The 17,828-nt window shown below is 63.7% G+C and carries 15 protein-coding genes; 4 read left to right on the top strand and 11 right to left on the bottom strand.

What is annotated here, in order from left to right; genetic code table 11:
• Positions 1-36 precede the first annotated feature (36 nt).
• Together CKW22_RS19130 and CKW22_RS19135 are read right to left on the bottom strand one after the other, a co-directional pair.
• Entirely contained in the window at positions 37-1,197 is a 1,161-nt protein-coding gene (locus CKW22_RS19130; RefSeq protein WP_095064775.1) for a glycerate kinase, read from the bottom strand.
• Between the two features lie 115 nt (positions 1,198-1,312).
• The gene (locus CKW22_RS19135) at positions 1,313-2,410 is read right to left on the bottom strand and encodes a sugar diacid recognition domain-containing protein (RefSeq protein ID WP_033697751.1); all 1,098 of its coding nucleotides are present in this window, start codon (positions 2,408-2,410) and stop codon (positions 1,313-1,315) included.
• Positions 2,411-2,573: 163 nt separating this feature from the next.
• Here CKW22_RS19135 and CKW22_RS19140 point away from each other — a divergent pair, with 163 nt between their 5' ends.
• The 3 genes from CKW22_RS19140 (at position 2,574) to CKW22_RS19150 (ending at position 7,640) form a co-directional block, all read left to right on the top strand.
• Positions 2,574-3,902, top strand: a complete 1,329-nt coding sequence (locus CKW22_RS19140) for an MFS transporter (protein ID WP_033697748.1) — start codon at positions 2,574-2,576, stop codon at positions 3,900-3,902.
• 149 nt (positions 3,903-4,051) lie between these two features.
• On the top strand, positions 4,052-5,572 hold the full coding sequence (locus CKW22_RS19145) for an FAD-dependent oxidoreductase (RefSeq protein ID WP_033697746.1): 1,521 nt from the start codon (positions 4,052-4,054) through the stop codon (positions 5,570-5,572).
• Positions 5,573-5,738: 166 nt separating this feature from the next.
• A complete protein-coding gene (locus CKW22_RS19150) occupies positions 5,739-7,640 on the top strand; it encodes a sigma-54-dependent Fis family transcriptional regulator (RefSeq protein ID WP_047583593.1) in 1,902 nt (633 codons plus the stop codon).
• Between the two features lie 46 nt (positions 7,641-7,686).
• On the opposite strand, the gene CKW22_RS19155 is transcribed toward CKW22_RS19150, so the two are convergent.
• The 4 genes from CKW22_RS19155 to CKW22_RS19170 all read right to left on the bottom strand — a co-directional run bounded on the left by CKW22_RS19155 (position 7,687) and on the right by CKW22_RS19170 (position 12,422).
• Positions 7,687-7,959 carry a DUF3077 domain-containing protein gene (locus CKW22_RS19155; RefSeq protein ID WP_033697742.1) on the bottom strand — a complete coding sequence of 91 codons (273 nt, stop codon included), beginning with the start codon at positions 7,957-7,959 and terminating at the stop codon, positions 7,687-7,689.
• A gap of 4 nt (positions 7,960-7,963) precedes the next feature.
• On the bottom strand, positions 7,964-8,233 hold the full coding sequence (locus CKW22_RS19160; RefSeq protein WP_033697739.1) for a hypothetical protein: 270 nt from the start codon (positions 8,231-8,233) through the stop codon (positions 7,964-7,966).
• 568 nt (positions 8,234-8,801) lie between these two features.
• Positions 8,802-10,235: an aldehyde dehydrogenase gene (gene aldA / locus CKW22_RS19165; protein ID WP_095064800.1), complete on the bottom strand. Its 1,434-nt coding sequence runs from the start codon at positions 10,233-10,235 to the stop codon at positions 8,802-8,804.
• A 6-nt stretch (positions 10,236-10,241) separates the two neighbouring features.
• A complete protein-coding gene (locus CKW22_RS19170) occupies positions 10,242-12,422 on the bottom strand; it encodes a PQQ-dependent dehydrogenase, methanol/ethanol family (RefSeq protein WP_033697735.1) in 2,181 nt (726 codons plus the stop codon).
• A 276-nt stretch (positions 12,423-12,698) separates the two neighbouring features.
• On the opposite strand from CKW22_RS19170, the gene CKW22_RS19175 reads away from it, so the two are divergent.
• Positions 12,699-13,709: an aldo/keto reductase gene (locus tag CKW22_RS19175; protein ID WP_095064777.1), complete on the top strand. Its 1,011-nt coding sequence runs from the start codon at positions 12,699-12,701 to the stop codon at positions 13,707-13,709.
• Positions 13,710-13,763: 54 nt separating this feature from the next.
• On the opposite strand, the gene CKW22_RS19180 is transcribed toward CKW22_RS19175, so the two are convergent.
• The 5 genes from CKW22_RS19180 to CKW22_RS19200 form a co-directional block, all read right to left on the bottom strand.
• Positions 13,764-13,988, bottom strand: coding sequence for a hypothetical protein (locus CKW22_RS19180; RefSeq protein ID WP_033697731.1), 225 nt, complete (start codon positions 13,986-13,988; stop codon positions 13,764-13,766).
• A 309-nt stretch (positions 13,989-14,297) separates the two neighbouring features.
• Positions 14,298-14,510, bottom strand: coding sequence for a cold-shock protein (locus CKW22_RS19185; protein WP_003179963.1), 213 nt, complete (start codon positions 14,508-14,510; stop codon positions 14,298-14,300).
• Between the two features lie 190 nt (positions 14,511-14,700).
• On the bottom strand, positions 14,701-15,393 hold the full coding sequence (locus CKW22_RS19190) for a TraX family protein (RefSeq protein ID WP_033697730.1): 693 nt from the start codon (positions 15,391-15,393) through the stop codon (positions 14,701-14,703).
• A gap of 3 nt (positions 15,394-15,396) precedes the next feature.
• Positions 15,397-16,473 (bottom strand): metal-dependent hydrolase, encoded by a 1,077-nt coding sequence (locus tag CKW22_RS19195; protein ID WP_095064779.1) that lies wholly within the window; start codon positions 16,471-16,473, stop codon positions 15,397-15,399.
• A gap of 104 nt (positions 16,474-16,577) precedes the next feature.
• Entirely contained in the window at positions 16,578-17,828 is a 1,251-nt protein-coding gene (locus CKW22_RS19200) for an OprD family porin (RefSeq protein ID WP_095064781.1), read from the bottom strand.

Genomic DNA, 17,828 nt, shown 5'->3' on the forward strand with positions numbered 1-17,828 from the left:
CTTGTGTTTTGGGCGAGGTATCAGACTAAGATGTTTTTAATATTTCACATGCGTTTTGGGGGCTGCAGGAGCGCAGCGCCACAGCCGGGCGATATCACCCGCGCGCGCCTGCAGTAGCGTTGGCGCGTTGGCGCATGCCTGCTCCAGGCTCATCGGCCCGTTGACCAAGGCAAAAGCGGCGTCAATCCCATGGGCATACAGCTGCTGGTAGCCCTCCCCCAGCGTGCCGGCCAGTACAACCACCGGCACACCGTGGCGCTTGGCGACCCGGGCCACGCCCAACGGCGTCTTGCCACGCAGGGTCTGGGCGTCGAAGCGTCCTTCGCCGGTCACCACCAGGTCAGCACCCTGCACCAGCGCATCGAGCCCGGCCAGCTCCGCCACCACCTCCACCCCAGGGCGAAATTGCGCGCCCATGAACGCCTTGGCCGCGAACCCCATGCCGCCTGCGGCGCCACAGCCAGGGAAGTCGCGCACATCCTCACCGCGCAACCGCGCACAGTGATCGGCAAAATGCCCCAGCGCCTGGTCCAGCGCCTGCACCTGTTGCGGGCTTGCGCCTTTCTGCGGGCCGAAGATCGCCGAGGCGCCATTGGGCCCACACAGCGGGTTGTCAACGTCAGCAGCCACTTCGACCTGCACTTCGGCCAGCCGTGGGTCCAGGTCGCTGGCATCGATGTGCGCCAGCCTTGCCAGGGCCAGGCCCCCTTCTTCCAGCGCTTTGCCATCGGTATCCAGGAGGCGCAAGCCCAGGGCGCGCAACATGCCGCTGCCACCGTCATTGGTAGCGCTGCCGCCAATTGCCAGCACGATACGCCTGGCACCAGCGGCCAACGCGGCAGCGATCAGCTCGCCAGTACCCCAGGTGCTGCTGCGGCACGCATCACGCTGCTCGGTCGGCACCCATTGCAGGCCACTGGCCTGGGCCATCTCGATGATTGCGGTGCGGCTCGGCGCCAGCCACCCCCAACCGGCCTCGACGGTTTGCCCCAAAGGCCCACGCACGGCCAGGCGGCGAAGTTCGCCCTGGCTGGCGGCAAGAATGGCCTCCATGGTGCCTTCACCGCCATCGGCCATGGGGCATTCGACCAGCTCGGCATCCGGCCACACCTCGGCCAGGCCCAGGGCAATGGCGCGGGTGACACCGGCAGCGTCGAGGCTGTCCTTGAACGAGTCGGGGGCGATGACGATCTTCATGGGGATTCTCCTGTCCAGATGAGCGGCATGCTGACAGTTGCCTGGCAAGCTGGCCTCGGTCAAATGCACAAAACAGCAGAGGCGTTGTTTGGGCAAATGCCTTCGCCCCCCCCCCTCAACCGGCCGGCAGCAGTTGCAACCCCAGGTACAAACTGAGCATGCCTTCCATCCGCAGCGGGTCGACTTCGCCCAGCTCGGCGACCCGTTCCAGCCGGTAGCGCAGGCTGTTGCGGTGAATGCCCAAGGCATCGGCACAGGCCTGGCTCTGGCCATCATGGGCGCACCAGGCCCGCAAGGTCGCAATCAGCTGACCACTCGCGTCCTTGGCCCGGATGCGTTGCAGCGGTTCGAGCAGTTCATCCAGGGCATCGTCATTGCGATGGCGCCACAGCAATGCCGGTAACCGATAGCGCTCAAGGCTGAGCAGGCGTTCGGCGGGCAGCACCTCCTGCCCATAGGCCAGCAAGTCGCGCACCCGGCGATAGCCTCGGCGCAACTGCTCCAGGCTCTGCGCCACGCAACCAAGGGCCAGGCGCTCGACCTGCCAGCCGTGGCGCTGCAGGCGCTCGAGCAGCCGCGCTTCGTCCAGCACCAAGGCTGCCGGGCGGCACCACAATAGCGACTGGCGTGCGGGGCTGACGCACCAGCTGTCCGGGTAGCGGCTGGTCAGCCAGGCCGACAAGGCTTCGGCGGTTGGCCCCGACTCCAGCTCGAACAGGCAGGGCACCCTGGGCAGCTGGGGTTTCAGGCCCAACTGCCGGGCTTCGTCGAGCAACCTGGGTGAATCGCCGCTGCCACCCAGCAACAAGGCCAGCAAATCGTCACAACGCTGCCGCCGCCATTGCTGCTCGACCTGCAGATGGCGCTGGGCCAGGAGCATCTCGGCGGTCATGCGCACCAGCTCGCCATAGGTGCGCAACTGCTGTGGGTCGCCGGTCAGGCCCAGCACCCCCATCAGCCGCCCATCGAGCATCAGCGGCAGGTTCACCCCTGGCTGTACGCCCTTGAGGCACTTTGCCGCGTCCACATCCAGCTCGACGATGCGGCCGTTGGCCAGCACCAGTTGCGCGCCTTCGTGACGGGTGTTGATACGCTCCGGCTCGCCACTGCCAAGGATCAGCCCCTGGCTGTCCATGACATTGACGTTGCAGGGCAGGATGGCCATCGCCCGATCAACGATATCCTGCGCCAGGTCATGGTCGAGTTCGAACATTCAACGGTCCTTGGGGTGGTAGGCTTTGGTCGCGGGCACAGCAGCCTTGGCCAAGCGCTGTGCAAAAGCACAAAGACAGGCACGCCGCAGTCCCGCCAGACTCGTCAGGGCGAGCGCCGGAACAGGCGACGCGGTGACAACCATAACAACAGAGAACCCGATCATGGCACACAGCCCCGCCCCTGACCAAGGCACGGACACCACCCGTAACGCGCTGTACCGGCGCATCACCCTGCGGCTGATTCCGTTCATTTTCATCTGCTACCTGTTCAACTACCTGGACCGCGTCAACGTCGGCTTCGCTAAGCTGCAGATGCTCGACGCCCTGAACTTCAGCGAAACCGTTTACGGCCTCGGCGCCGGTATCTTTTTCATCGGCTACGTGCTCTGCGGCCTGCCGAGCAACCTGGCACTCAACCGCTTCGGCCCACGGCGCTGGATCGCGTTGATGATGATCGCCTGGGGCAGCCTCTCGACCTGCCTGCTGTTCGTCACCACACCCACCGAGTTCTACACGTTGCGCCTGCTGACTGGCGCCGCCGAAGCCGGCTTCTTCCCAGGCGTGGTGCTGTACCTCTCGCGCTGGTTCCCGGCCGCCCGCCGTGGCCGCATCATGGCCCTGTTCATGTCGGCGATCCCGGTGTCGGGGCTGCTGGGCGGGCCGTTCTCCGGCTGGATCCTCGAACATTTCGCCGCCGGCCAGCATGGCCTTGCCGGCTGGCAATGGATGTTCCTGATCCAGGGCGTGCCCACCGTCATCCTGGGTTTCCTGGCCATCCGCCTGCTCAGCGACGGCTACCAGAAAGCCACGTGGCTGAACCCGACCGAGCGCCAACTGATCGAGGCCGACCTTAAAGCCGATGCCGCCAGCAAGCCCGCCACCAGCGGTGACAGCGTGCTCGCAGTGCTGACCAACCCGCTGATCTGGACGTTCGGTTTCGTTTACTTCTGTATCCAGAGCGGTGTGTACGCGATCAACTTCTGGCTGCCGTCGATCATCAAGAGCATGGGCTTCGACAACCCCTTGCTGATTGGCTGGCTGAGCGCCATTCCGTACTTGCTGGCTGGGGTGTTCATGATCGTCTGCGGGCGCTCGGCCGACCTGCGCAACGAGCGCCGCTGGCACCTTGTAGTGCCAATGCTGATGGGCGCCATCGGCTTGCTGATCGCCGTGAACTTCGCCGGCAACCCGCCGATTGCCATCCTCGGCCTGTCGATCGCCACCATGGGCGCGCTCACCGGCCTGCCAATGTTCTGGCCAATGCCCACCGCGCTGCTCAGCGCCGGTGCGGCCGTGGCCGGGCTGGCGGTGATCAACTCGGTGGGGCAGATGGCGGGCTTCCTCAGCCCGTATCTGGTCGGTTTCATCAAGGACCAGACCGGGTCGACCGATGCCGCGCTGTATTCGTTGGCGGCATTGATCGTGGTGGGTAGCCTGGTGGCCTTGCGGGTAACGCGCGCTGGCGCGCTGGCCACGGTAAAGTCCACCTAAAACACCTGCAATGCGCCACAGCCCGTGTGGGAGCCGGCATACCCGCCCCCACACGGTGCTTCAGAATAATGCCCCGATCGTCGGCTCGGGTCAGCATCTCAACGGCACAGGCGTCAAATGGTTCCAAAGGCCCCCTTTGGAGAAGCCTCATGACCCAGCACACCGTGGCCCGCCTCGATCAGCTCGACCCCCACCGCCCTCTGCGTGTGCAGGCCGGCAACGAAGAACTCATCCTCATCCGCCAGGGCGACCTGGTGCAGGCCTACCAGGCCAACTGCCCCCATGCCGGCGCCCCGCTGGAAGAAGGCGTGATCTGCGCAGGCTTGCTGGTCTGCCCGTGGCACAAGGCGGCGTTTGCCGTGGACGAAGGCGCGGTGTGCGAACCGCCGGCACTGGCCGACCTGCGCCGCTACCGGGCGTGGGTCAAGGACGGTGAAGTCTGGGTCGATGACCAGCCGCTGCCAAAGGCCGAGCCACCACGCCACAGTGACGCGCGCTGCTTCGTCGTCATCGGTGCCGGGGCCGCAGGCTCGGCGGCGGTGGCCACGCTGCTGGCCCATGGCTTCGGCGGGCGTCTGGTCTGGCTTGACCATGAACGCCAGCCCGCCTACGACCGCACTGCGCTGAGCAAATTCGTCATCGCCGGGGAGATGCCGCCCGATGAAGTCCCGGCGCTGCTGGAGGCTGGCCAGTTGCGCGCGGGCCAGTTGGAGCGGTGCTTGGGCAAGGTGCGCACACTGGACGTGAAAAAGCGCCAAATCACCCTCAGCGACGGCCACCGCATCGACTATGACGCCGCCTTGCTGGCCACTGGCGGCAAACCGCAACGCCCCGATCTGCCCGGTGTCGACCTGGCAGGGGTCATGACCCTGCGCTCACGCGAAGATGCAGCACGCCTGCTGGATGCCGCCGAGCCGGGGCAGCCTGTGGTGATCGTCGGCGACGGGTTCATCGGCCTGGAGGCGGCCTCGGCCTTGCGCAAGTATGGCGCGCAGGTGCATGTGGTCAGCCGCCACGCGGTGCCCTTGAGCAAACAGTTAGGTGAGCGTATCGGGCGCAGCATACGCGCGCTGCATGAGCGCAAGGGCGTGGTGTTCCACGGCCCGACCGAGGTCGAGCGCTTCCTCGGTGAAGAACGGGTCGACGCCGTGCTGCTGGCCAATGGCGAGAAGCTGACGACGTCGTTGGTGTTGCTGGGTACCGGTGTCGCACCGGCCACTGCGTTCGTGCAGGGCGTGGAACTGGCCGAGGATCGTTCGTTGCGGGTCGACGCCGAACTGCATGCCGCCGACCGCCTATGGGCCGCCGGCGACATCGCCACCTTCCCCCTCGCTGGCCGCCCGGTGCGCATCGAACACTGGCGCCTGGCCCAGCAGCATGGCGTAATCGCCGCGGCCAACATGCTGGGCGAGCAGCGTCGTTACGCGGATGTGCCGTTTTTCTGGACCTATCAGCATGGGCGCACCTATGAAGTGCTGGGGCATGCCCGGGACTGGGACCGAATCGAGTTCGTCGGCGAGCCGGAGAAAGGTGACTTCATTGCCTTGCAGTGTGTCGCGGAGCAGGTTGAAGCGGTGGTGGCCAAGGGGTATTCGGATGCCATGGCGCAGCTGTCGCAGCGGATGAAGCGGCCGCTGGGTCTGGATGAGGCACTCAAGCTGATCGGCTGAAACACGCCTGCTTTTTTGCTTGGGTTCTTCGGGGGGGCGGATATCGAGCGCCGCGCGGGCGGCGCTCGATATCCGCCCCCCTGCAAAGCTAAAGACAAGCAACTCCCAAACCCAAAATCAGCTATGGTTTCCCCAACTCAAATAACAAGAACTTGGTAGAGCGCCCATGGCCAAACCCCGCGCCAGTGAACTGGCCGCCTTCGTCGACTGCCACTTTGCCGAACGTGGCCTGACGCCAGAACCGGTGGTCGCTGAATCCTGGTACCGCAGCATCAATCAGCACCACCTGGACCCCACCCTGCGCCACGTCGACAACATCCTCAGCGCCGCTGAAATCCGCCAGCACCAAGCCCAGCACGAGGCCTACCTGGCCATCGCCAGCCAGGGCGTCAGTGGCCTGGCCAAGCGCGTGGTGGACGCCGGTTTCGCCGTGCTGCTCAGTGACGCCGACGGCATCACGCTGGCTGCCCGCCTGCCCGCCGACCCACAGAGCTACACCCGTTCCGGGCTGATCGTCGGCGCGCGGTGGGACGAGTCGATTGCCGGCACCAACGGCATCGGCACCGCCTTGGCCTCTCAGCAGGCACTGACCATCCATCGTCAGGAGCACTTCCTTGCGGCCAATGCTCGGCTCAGTTGCTCGGTATCACCGATCTTCGATGCCCACAACCAACTGCTCGGCTGCCTCAACGCGACCTGCCTGTACAACGACGGCCCCAAGCAAGCCCAGCACCTGACCTTGCAGCTGGTGACCCTGTACGCCCGGTTGATCGAGAACAGCCATTTCCGCCAGCGCTACCGCGACCGCCTGACCTTGGCCATCAAACCACGCGACGACTTCTGCGACCTGGCCGCTGAGCAACTGCTGGCACTGGACGAAAGCGGCCGGGTGATCGGCGCCAATCGGGCAGCGTTCCTGGCGCATACCGGCAAGCTGTTGGGCGTGGCCATCGAGCAACTGCTGCCTGCCACCATCGACCAGTTGCTGGACCTGACGCGCGGCGGTGCACGTGGCACTCAACTGCGCGGTCATGAACAAGCGCACCTGCTGGATGTGGGCCTGCGCGTACCGGCCGGTTACCGCCAAGCGCCTTCTGCGCGGCCCGCGCCCACCCGCACTGCACACCCCACGCTTGAGCAACTGGCAGGCCAGGACACACAGCTGCAACAAGGCGTGAAACGCCTGCGCAAGGTGCTGGACCGAGACATCGCGATTCTTCTGAACGGCGAAACCGGCACCGGCAAAGAGGCATTCGCCCGTGCCTTGCACCAGGCTAGCCAGCGCCATGCCAAACCGTTTGTGGCGCTCAACTGTGCGGCGATACCCGAATCACTGATCGAAAGCGAACTGTTCGGCTACCGTGCCGGCAGCTTCACCGGGGCCAACCGCAAGGGCATGAAAGGCAAGCTGGAGCAGGCTAATGGCGGCACGCTGTTCCTCGACGAGATCGGCGACATGCCGGCGCACCTGCAAACGCGCCTGCTGCGGGTGCTTGCCGAGCGCGAGCTGGTGCCGCTGGGTGCCGAAGCGCCGGTAGCACTGGACCTCCAGGTGATTTCGGCAACTCACCAGGACCTGCAGGCAATGATCGGCGACAGGCGCTTTCGCGAAGACCTCTACTACCGGTTGTGCGGGATGCGCATGACGTTGCCGGCACTGCGTGAACGCAGTGACCGGCGCGCATTGATCGAAGGGTTGTTGGCAGGGCTGCCGGGAGGCGCTGGTATGCGCCTGAGCGATGAAGCGTGGCGCTGCTTGCTCGGGCACGCCTGGCCGGGGAACGTGCGGCAGTTGCTCAATGCGTTGCGTCAGGCCGTCGCGCTGGCCGAAGGTGGGCTGATCGAAGTGGCTGACCTGCCGGAGGTAGTGGCCGACCCTGCAGCGCCTGCGCGGCCAAAGGTGCTAGAGCAGCAAGTCGAGGCTGCCGAGGCGCGGCATTTGCTGGAGGTGTTGAAGCGAGAGCGCTGGAACATGAGCGCAGCGGCAGAGGCCGCGGGGGTTTCGCGGTCAACGCTGTATCGCAAGATGAAGCGGTACGGCATCGTCCAGCCCAACCAGTTGGGCTGACTGTAGCTGCCCCTTCGCGGGTGCAGCCGCGAAGAGGCCAGCAAGATCAGTGCAACCGGTTCTTGGCTAACTCGATATCGTCCATCAGCGCCTTGGCCAGGACACTCAGATAGTCAGCCGCGCCGAGCAACTTGTGGTCATCGTCCATATCGCCTTCACGCACCAGGTGCTTGATGTAGCCCAGCAGCACCGACACCTGCTCGTATGCAACATCAATCGGGATGCCAGGCTGCACACGCAGCAAGTTCAACGATGGGTTGCCCACATCAAGGAAGGTTGCCAGGCCAGCGGTGGTGAGGGGCTTGGGTTCGTCGGCCATGGGCTCACTCCTCGGCCTGTTGGCCATAGAGACGGTTGTGTACATGCTCTACCAGCGAACGGGCGATTTCGCTGGCATGCAAGGCGTTGCTCAGCATGTTCAGGCCAGGTTCGCCGACGTGGCCGCGGCAATGGTCGTCGATGGTTTCGATGACGCCGCGGAGCAACTCGCTGACGTGCGCGAGGGCATGGGGTGGGTACATGTCAGATTGGACGGTGAAGAATGGGGAGGTGATCGGTTTGCGGCGAGGTGGGTCAGGAACAATTTTTTTCATAGCTAATTCCCGGATTCAGATTTTCAGGAAACCGCCACCTTCTAGCTTTCTCACGGATAGTGGGTGGCAGCGGTACGCGGGGTGAGAAACCGAGCGAATCCAGGAAGACTCGGCCAGGCCAAAGCCTGCCCGCGCACAGCTGCCATAACGCTGCTGACGTCTGAATTCATGATCGGGTTCTCACACCCGGCCACCCGGTTAGGCGGCCCGAAAACGTTATCCCTGAGAGGTTTCCCCGACAACAGCGATACTTCAGCAGCCCGCGTAGGATAATTCCCAAGCAGGCCATTCCTGAAGTATTTAGTTTCAAGTTCAGAAATGTCGTACAGCCATGGCTTTGGCCAATGGCGGCCAAGCCTTTTTGGGGAGGTGTGGATGCCTGTAGATTGTTTTCGGGGCCACCAGGTGCCTGGCTTGGGTTTTTCAGGGGGGCGAAGATCGAGCGCCGCCCGGGCGGCGCTCGATCTTCGCCCCACCTCCAAACCCGAGACATGCACCTAGCCGCCCTGCTTCCCCAACATTCAGTGGGAGCGGGCTTGCCCCGCGAAGAGGCCAGCAGAGCCACCCTCTACCCTTGGATGTACACCACCTGCGTGCGCATGTACTCATACAAACCATGCTTGCCATCCGCCCCGCCGACCCCGGACTTGCGCGCCCCGGCGTGGAAGCCCTGCATGGCCTCGAAGTTCTCGCGGTTGATGTAGGTCTCGCCAAAGTCGATCTCGCGGCAGGCCTTCAGCGCTGCATTCAGGTCGCGGGTGTAAAGCGAAGACGTCAGCCCATACTCGCTGTCGTTGGCCAAGGCAATCGCCTCGTCCAGGCCATCGACCACCTGGATCGGCAACACCGGCCCGAAGATTTCCTTGCGCATGATCTCCATGTCCGACGCACAGCCCGCAAGCACAGTCGGCTGGTAATGGAACCCGGCCCCCAGGTCGGCCACCTGCCCGCCGGTCACCAGTTGGGCGCCCTGCCCGACCGCCGTTCGCACCATCTGCGCCACCTTGTCGAGCCCGGCCTGGTTGATCAGCGGCCCCATGTCCAGGTCGGCACGGCTCGACGGGTCGCCATAACGGGTGGCCGCCATGGCCTGGGCCACCTTGTCGACGAAGGCGTCGGCCACCTGGCGTTCCACGTACACCCGCTCGGCGCAGTTGCACACTTGGCCAGTATTGATCACCCGCGAGGCGACGATGGCGTTCACCGCCAGGTCCAGGTCGGCGTCCGCCAGCACGATCGCCGGGGCCTTGCCGCCCAGTTCAAGGTTGAGCTTGGTAATGTTCGGCGCCGCAGCAGCCATGATCCGTGCGCCGGTGGCGACGCTACCGGTAAAGCTCACAAGGTCGATGCCGGCATGGCTGGACAGCCCATGGCCGACGCTCGCCCCCTTGCCGCCGACTACGTTGAACACACCCGCCGGCAGGTCGGTCTCGGCCACCAACTTCGCGAACTCATAGCAATTGATCGGCGTTTCCTCACTGGGTTTGATCACGATGGTGTTCCCCGCCAACAACGCCGGGGCCATCTTGCGGGCGATCAAAAAGAACGGGAAGTTCCACGGCAAGATCCCAGCCACCACACCCAAGGGTTTGCGCATCAGGAAGATGTGCTCATTGGCGCGGTCGCTGGTCAGCACCTCGCCTTCCAGGCGTCGCGCCCATTCAGCCATGTAGTCGAGGTAGTCGGCCGTGAAGTTGACCTCGACCTGCGCCAGCCCCGGCACCTTGCCGCCTTCCAGGGTGATGATGCGCGCCAGGCGTTCGGCATTGGCGCGTACCTTTGTCGCGATCTGGCGCAGATACCCGGCGCGCTCGATGGCAGGCTTGGCCGCCCAGCCTTTTTGCGCTTGACGCGCTGCGGCAATGGCCCGCTCCACGTGCTCCACCGGCGACTCCGGGACACGCCCCAGCAGCTGTGCGTTGGCCGGGTTGTACACCTCAATCAGTTGCTCGCTGGGCATGAAGGCATTGTCGATGTAGTTCTGGTAGATCGTTGCAGTCATGGTCATTCACTCCTGTGGGTGGTTGTCGGCCAGTGGCGACTGGGCAGCCGGCTTGGCGCTGAACTGCTGCCAGGTACTGCCCTCGCGCTTGAGGTCATGGGCACGCTTGATGAGGTACTGGTGCACCTGTTCCACCTGCTCGGGCTTGAGGTTGTCGGCAAACGACGGCATGCCATCGGGCACGCGGCCGCCATAGAGGATGCCGAGGAACATCTGGTGTTTTTCCGCGCTGAGCTTGCGCAGGTCAGGCAGTACGCCGCCGCTGACGGCATGAATACCATGGCACTGCGAACAGTTGCCGTCGTACAGGGCAGCACCGGCGGCCACTGCGTTGGCATCAGCGGTCAGGGGTGGTGGTTCGGGCGCGTTGGCGGGCGGTGCCGGCTCACGCAACGTGGCATTACCGCCAAGCTTGTAGGTCAGCACCTGGGAGAAAGGCTGTACCCCGGCGCGCAGCGACAGTGCCCCGGCAAACGTCGAGAATGCCCCGCCCCAACCGGCCATGAAGGTGACGTACTGCTCGCCATCGACCGAGTAGCTGATCGGTGCCGCCATCACGCCACTGGCGGCCGGTGACTCCCAGAGTTTCTTGCCGGTGTCGGCGGCGTAGGCGATCACCCGGCCATCGGCGCTGCCTTCGAACACCAGGTTGCCGGCGGTGCTCAAGGTGCCACCGTTGAAGATAGTGATGTAGGGCACTTCCCAGGCTGGCGCCTGTTTAACCGGGTCCCAGGCGATCAGCTTGCCGGACCAGGTCTTGGCCATCTCCAGCAGGCCTTCGGCACCCTCGGGCATCATGCCGGTGCGTAGGCCGAGCTGGTACACGCTTTTGAACGGGTTGCGCTTGGGTGCGTCGGGAATGTGCTCGTAGTAGGCCGACATGATATGCGCCGGGATGTACACCAGCCCCGTGTTCGGGTTGTACGACATCGGGTGCCAATCATGAGCGCCCCAGAATGCCGGGGTCACCAACTTGCGCTTGCCGTCCTTCCAGTAGGCCGCCGCCTCGTCGTCGAGGATGGGCCGCCCGGTCTTCATGTCGATGCCCTTGGCCCAGTTCACCGGCACGATGTTCTTGGCCGACAGCAGCTCGCCAGTGGCGCGGTCCAGCACATAGAAAAAGCCATTCTTGGGTGCCTGCATCAGCACCTTGCGTTGCTTGCCGTCGATCGGTAGTTCGGCAAGGATCATGTGCTGGGTGGCGGTGAAGTCCCAGGCATCGCCCGGGGTGGTCTGGTAGTGCCAGGCGTATTCGCCCGTGTCGGCATTGACCGCGACGATCGACGACAGGAACAGGTTGTCGCCTTTGGCCTGGCTGCGCCATTTCGGGTCCCACATCGAGCCATTGCCGACGCCGATGTACAGCAGGTTCAACTCCGGGTCGTAGGCGAACGAGTCCCAGGCCGTGCCGCCACCGCCCCACTCGACGAAGGCATCGCCGTGCCAGGTCTTGCTGGCGATTTCCATGGCCTTGTCTTCCGGCGGCAGCTTGGGGTCACCTGGCACGGTGAAGAAGCGCCAGGCCTGCTTGCCGGTTTCGGCGTCATAGGCCGTTACATAGCCGCGCACGCCATACTCCGCCCCACCATTGCCGATGATGACCTTGCCGTTGACCACCCGCGGCGCGCCGGTGATGGTGTAGCTGCGTTTATGGTCGCTGCGGGTGTCCACCGACCAGACCCGCTTGCCGGTCTTGGCATCGATCGCCTCCAGGCGCCCGTCCAATACGCCGACGTAGACCTTGCCCTGCCACACCGCCACGCCTCGGTTTACCGCATCGCAGCAGGCCTCACCGGCACGGTTGCGATCCGACTGCGGGTCGTATTTCCAGAGCAGCTTGCCGTTGCGGGCATCCAGCGCGTACACCACCGAAAACGGCCCCGTGGTGTACATCACCCCATCTACCACAATGGGCGTGGCCTCCACCCCACGGTCCAGGTCGAGTTTGTAGCTCCAGGCCAGGCCTAGCTGATTGACGTTGTCCTGGTTGATGGCTTTGAGGGGGCTGAAGCGTTGCTCATCGTAGGTGCGGCCGTGGCTCATCCAGTTGCCGGGTTCCTGGTCGGCGGCGATGATGCGTTTGCCATCGACGTCGGCGGCATAGGCAGGTGCGCAGCAGGCCAAGGCTAGGGCCAGGCAGCCCAGGGCGTGCGGGAGGGGCCGGCGGTGCGGGCCTGTTCGGTTCATGGTGGCTTCTCCGTTCTTGTTATGGCGACGCCATGGCAGGCGCCTGCAACAGACAGAGCAACGGTTGTGCCAGCGTCGCCCAGCCCCGTCGAAACAGCCATGCCAGAGCGGTTCGAGCGCAAACGGCCTGCGCTTGTCTGCAGGCTGTGGCTGCAGCAGCCATGGCACAGCTGATGCGGCCGTGACACAGGTGTGTCAGCCCTTGCTGCAGGCTTTCAATGCCGCTTGGTTCTGTGTAAAACAGGCACATCAGCCCACTGCAAAGGACTCACCCGCATGATCTACCGTCCCCTCGGCCAAAGTGGCCTGCAGGTTTCCGCCCTTACCTTGGGCAGCATGATGTTCGGCGAGCAGACCAGCACCGAAGACGCCCTGCGGATCATCGAAAAAGCCTGGGATCAGGGCATCAACTTCATCGACACCGCCGATGTCTACAACGCTGGGCGCTCGGAAGAAATTGTCGGCGAAGCCGTGGCACGTCATCGCCAGGACTGGATCGTCGCCTCCAAGGTTGGTTTTGGCCCCGCCGACGGCCTGCCCAACCGCAGCGGGTTGTCGCGTAAACATGTGTTCAATGCCATCGATGCCACGTTGACGCGCATGGACCTGGACTACCTGGACATCTACTACCTGCACCGCGAGGACCACAAGGTGCCGCTGGAGGAGACCGTGCAGGCGATCGGCGACCTGCTGCGCCAGGGCAAGATCCGTTACTGGGGCGTGTCCAACTTCCGCGGCTGGCGTATTGCCGATATCTGCAACCTGGCCGAGCGCCTGGGCGTGGCCAAGCCGGTAGTGAGCCAGCCGCTGTACAACATCGTCAACCGCCAGGCAGAACCCGAGCAATTGACCGCAGCGGCCTACCATGGCCTGGGCGTGGTACCGTTCAGCCCCTTGGCCCGCGGCGTGCTAAGCGGCAAGTACGCACCTGGCTCGGTACCGGATGCCGGCAGCCGTGCCGGGCGCCAGGACAAGCGCATCATGGAAGTGGAGTGGCGCCAGGAGTCACTGGCCATCGCTCGCCAGATCCAGGCATACGTCGAGGCCAAGGGCGTGGGTATCGTGGAATTTGCGATTGCCTGGGTGCTCAACAACCAACAGGTCAGTTCGGCGATTGTCGGGCCCCGCACCGAAGCGCAATGGGACACCTATGCCGGGGCACTGGAGGTGAAGATCACGGCAGAGGATGAAGCGTTCATCGATTCGCTGGTGACGCCGGGGCATGCATCTACCCCAGGTTTCAATGATGTGGCGCACTTTGTCAGCGGACGACTGGCGCGCGGTTGAAGGCAGATCGGCAAGGGGCTATGAAGCCCCCTGGCCAGCCATCGAGCAGTTAATCTAGTTCAAGGGTGGCTCATCTTCGATGACGATGTTCACCGCATAGAACAGCCCATCTTCCCGCTGCTCGATTTCATAACTTACGTGCTGACCCTCGCGGATGATTGGGGCACCTTGGCCGCCGTCCCCCATCAGAAACACCACCTCGCCAACCCCCGGTGCTACAAACTGGGGATCAACCTGTGCTAACGACATTGCGGTCAGCGACTGCGCTTTTTTGGGCATGAGCAGCACCTCCTGTTGTGTTTGACTGGTCACTGTTATCAGTAGCCTGGAGCAAACTATTCACGGATCACTGTAAATAATCGCCCATCGGCAAGCAGACGGCTACTAGCACTATTACCAGGTAATCCCTGTTGATCGGGCGACCACGGCTACTGTCCAGCCAAAACGAAAAAAGCCCCATATCTTTCGATACGGAGCTTTTTTTACACGTTACACAATTGCCTGGCTTCACATCGTTCGATCAAGTACCTCGGTCAACCCGCAAGGTTGCGGGTGCCTGTTCGAACGTTGAGCCGGCTGGTACGTGTCTTACTCAGGACGCACTTGGGCGGCCTGCATGCCTTTTTGCCCTTTTTCGGCAACGAAGCTGACAGTCTGGCCTTCTTTCAGCGACTTGAAGCCGTCCGATTCAATGGCTTTGAAATGAACGAAGAGATCGTCGCCACCGCCCTGTGGGGTGATGAAGCCGAAGCCTTTTTCATCGTTGAACCATTTAACTGTACCGGTTTGTCTGTTGGACATGCTCTGAGCCCTCGATGGCTGTTTTGATGCGTTTTCCGTGAAATTTACAACGAGGGCCATGTCAAACAACAAGCCCCTGCAAGCCACATATTGAGCGCTTTGTCGGCGAGAAGCTACTAACAATTTTACCAGTATCGAAAATAGCTGAATCCTGTACCCGAATTCACCGGCAAAATGCCCCTGTACCCCTTCAAATAAGCGCATTGATCACCAGCAAATGCACCGGGTAGAACAGGTACCCCCAGCGCCCCACCGCTGGCACGCGCCACTCATCACGACGTAATAGCAAACAGCCGAACGGCACCGCCAGGGCAGCGGCGGCCAAAGTCAGCAGGGTGAACGGCGCGAGCGGATGTTCGCGCAACCAGCCGTTGGTCAGGTTGCCCGCCATTGCCAGCAGGCACGGCAGCAGCCACGTCAGCGCGCCCAGGCGGCGGGCCATGAGCCAGGCGGCCGGCAACAGCACGCCGGCCAGGCCGTACATCAGGCGTTCACTGAACAGGGCCGCAGCCGCCAGGGCTACCAGGCCAAGTACCCGTGCTGCCACCTGATGCTGCTGCACGCCCAAAGCTACCAGGAGCCCAAGGGCCAGCGTCGGCATCACACTGAACGTTTGCGAACCGCTGTCCAGCCAACGGTAGGGCCATTCGGACACTACTGAAAACACCAGCATCGCGCCCAGATAGCGCAGGTTGACGCCGGTTGACAGCGCCCCCCCGTGCCGGCGCCCGACATTGACGGCGATAGCCAGGCAAAACAGCGGGAAGGCCAACCTGCCAAGGATGAACAAACCTTCGGCACGCGGCCATATGAAGCGCAGGTGGTCGGCGACCATGGTCACGATCGCCACCCACTTGACCAGGTCCAGCCCTGCCGAGCGCATCCCCTAGTGCTCGCGCTGTGCCGCCGTCGGCGCCAGGTAGCGGGAGGTCCAGGCAGCCAGCGGCAGCGGCGGTTGCTGGTCGACGATGCGCCGCCAGATCAAGGCCAGGTCATGGCTGTTGAACATCGACGCTACCCCTGCCCCCTGCCATGCCGTGGGGGTATCGGCAACCCAGTGCCCCTGGCTGTCGCGGTGGGCCATGTTGAAACGGAAGGTGTAGTTGCCTGGAATCCCCATGCGCAGGTCGGTCACCACCAGCGCGCCGTCGACCTCGTCGTAACGCAGCCAGTCACCGGTGAACCAGCGCAGGCGTTGATGCAGTGGCGCAACGGCAAGCGCCGAAGCCAGTTCAAGGTTGCGGGGCAGGCGCTGCATTTCCGGCGGATGTTGATCGAGCCAACTGCTGACACCTTCGTAGTACGCCCCGTCCGGGGTCTTGGCCAGCACGCGCCAGATCAGGCTGTTGAAGGCGATAGGCACGGCGCGTACGTCACTGGCCGGGATGCCTTGGTGGTCCAGGGCTGCCTGAAAACGCTGCTCCGCCTGCATGCGCCCGGCCAGGCCAAAGCCCAGGTAGGCGGTACTGAAGACCAGTGCCAGGGTCATCAGCCTCACGGCCTTGCCCGTCACCCCCTTGGCAAGGGTGTAGACCACTGCGGCCAGCAGCGGCACGGTATAGACCGGGTCGATGATGAATACCGCCGCCCAGCTTTGCGGGGTAACCAACAGCGGCCAGAACAGTTGCGTGCCATACACGGTAAAGGCATCGAGCACCGGGTGGGTGACCAGCACCAGCCAGAACGCCAGGAACAGCCGCGGCAAGGTGTAGCCTTTGCCCGGCCAGTACCTGTTGACACACCAGGCCAGCAACAGCGCCAGCCCGGTGAGGACGAACAGGGAATGGGAGAAACCCCGGTGGTAGGTCATCTGCGAGACCGGGTCGGCGTAGCGGATGATCACGTCCAGGTCAGGCAGGGTGCCCAGCGCGGCGCCATACAGCAGCGAACGGCGGCCCTGGATGCGGCCGAGCACAGTGCCCTGCAGGGCGGCGCCGAGTACGGCTTGGGTCAATGAGTCCAAGGGGGAGTTCCTGTGTGGATGACCCAGGAAAACTACCCCTCTCCAGCCCTGCGGTGCAAATGCGGTTCAGTGACAAAAGGTGGCAACAGCCGGGCGATGGGTATTCACAGCAACTGCCAGGTGTACACCAGGATCAGGCGGTTCTCATCGATATCACTGCGGTAGTTGGAGCGGGCCATGGCATTGCGCAGCCGGATCCCCAACCCTTTCAGCAGCCCGCTCTGCACCGCGTAGCCGATATCCAGGTCCCGCTCGCGGTCACGGCCCTCATAGCCCAGCCCGGTATCGACATTGTTGCCGGTGATATAACGCACCCCTGCCGTCAACCCGGGTACGCCCATGGCGGCGAAATTGTAGTCGTAGCGCAGCTGATAGGAGCGCTCGTCGGTATACGCGAACTCGTAGGTGGGGACCTCGTTACCCAACGGTGAGATGTTGGCGAATACCCGGGGGAACGGGCTGTCGCCGTAGATGCCCTGGTACCCCACATGCACGCTGTGCCCACCCTGCCGGGCGGTGAACAGCGAGAAGAAGGCCTGGTTGTCGATGGTGCCGAGCAGTGCGTCGCCGTCTTCGCGGGCGGTGAAGTACCCCAGGTTGGCACTCAGCACCCAGTCCCCCACGGGTTTGCTGTGCTTGAAGCCGACAAAACCTTGTTCGTAGATGTCTTCCAGTTGCCCGTACCACAGGCTGACACTGCTCTGGTTCGCATTGAACGCGTAGTCGCCGCCGACATAGTTGAACGCATCGCTTTGTGCCTGGCGCATCGGCACATGGCCGAGCATGGCGTTCATCTTGCCGTCGCCGCCTTCGTTGCGCAGGTGCGTGGACCGCAAATGCCCGCCCTGCAGGCTCAGGCCTTGCAGCTCGGACGTGCTTAGGCTCACCCCCTGGTAAGTCGGAGGTAACAGGCGGATATCGCTGAAGGTCAGCACCGGCAAGTTGGGTTGCAGCTCGCCAACACGCAGCTCGGTCTTCGACACCCTGGCCTTGAACGTCGGTGCCAGGCGGCTGTAGTCGTCTGCGGCGCGGCCATCGCCATGCACCGGCAGCAGGCCGGTATTGACCCGGTCAGGGCTGCTGTCGAGCTTGATGCCCAACAGGCCCAGGGCATCCACGCCAAAGCCGACCGTGCCGGGGGTGTACCCCGACTTGAAGTCGAGAATGAAGCCCTGGGCCCACTCCTCGGCCTTGGACTGCTGATTGGCCCCGACGATGTCCGAAAAGTCACGGCTGAAGTAGTAATTACGGGCGCTGAGGCTGGCTTTCGAATCCTCGAAGAAGCCGCCATCAGCGGCCAGCGCAGGTTGGCTGAGCAAGGTCAGGCCGATGGCAACGCAAGGGGTGTGGTTCAT

Source organism: Pseudomonas sp. Irchel s3f19, assembly GCF_900187555.1.
Classification (GTDB): domain Bacteria; phylum Pseudomonadota; class Gammaproteobacteria; order Pseudomonadales; family Pseudomonadaceae; genus Aquipseudomonas; species Aquipseudomonas capeferrum.

Bases quoted from the DNA above. Each gene is read 5' to 3' on its own strand.
- CKW22_RS19185 (WP_003179963.1), bottom strand. From the start codon at position 14,510: ATGTCCAACAGACAAACCGGTACAGTTAAATGGTTCAACGATGAAAAA.
- CKW22_RS19200 (WP_095064781.1), bottom strand. From the start codon at position 17,828: ATGAACCACACCCCTTGCGTTGCCATCGGCCTGACCTTGCTCAGCCAA.
- CKW22_RS19180 (WP_033697731.1), bottom strand. From the start codon at position 13,988: ATGCCCAAAAAAGCGCAGTCGCTGACCGCAATGTCGTTAGCACAGGTT.
- CKW22_RS19140 (WP_033697748.1), top strand. From the start codon at position 2,574: ATGGCACACAGCCCCGCCCCTGACCAAGGCACGGACACCACCCGTAAC.
- CKW22_RS19160 (WP_033697739.1), bottom strand. From the start codon at position 8,233: ATGAAAAAAATTGTTCCTGACCCACCTCGCCGCAAACCGATCACCTCC.
- aldA (WP_095064800.1), bottom strand. From the start codon at position 10,235: ATGACTGCAACGATCTACCAGAACTACATCGACAATGCCTTCATGCCC.
- CKW22_RS19150 (WP_047583593.1), top strand. From the start codon at position 5,739: ATGGCCAAACCCCGCGCCAGTGAACTGGCCGCCTTCGTCGACTGCCAC.
- CKW22_RS19175 (WP_095064777.1), top strand. From the start codon at position 12,699: ATGATCTACCGTCCCCTCGGCCAAAGTGGCCTGCAGGTTTCCGCCCTT.
- CKW22_RS19190 (WP_033697730.1), bottom strand. From the start codon at position 15,393: ATGCGCTCGGCAGGGCTGGACCTGGTCAAGTGGGTGGCGATCGTGACC.
- CKW22_RS19155 (WP_033697742.1), bottom strand. From the start codon at position 7,959: ATGGCCGACGAACCCAAGCCCCTCACCACCGCTGGCCTGGCAACCTTC.
- CKW22_RS19130 (WP_095064775.1), bottom strand. From the start codon at position 1,197: ATGAAGATCGTCATCGCCCCCGACTCGTTCAAGGACAGCCTCGACGCT.
- CKW22_RS19135 (WP_033697751.1), bottom strand. From the start codon at position 2,410: ATGTTCGAACTCGACCATGACCTGGCGCAGGATATCGTTGATCGGGCG.
- CKW22_RS19170 (WP_033697735.1), bottom strand. From the start codon at position 12,422: ATGAACCGAACAGGCCCGCACCGCCGGCCCCTCCCGCACGCCCTGGGC.
- CKW22_RS19145 (WP_033697746.1), top strand. From the start codon at position 4,052: ATGACCCAGCACACCGTGGCCCGCCTCGATCAGCTCGACCCCCACCGC.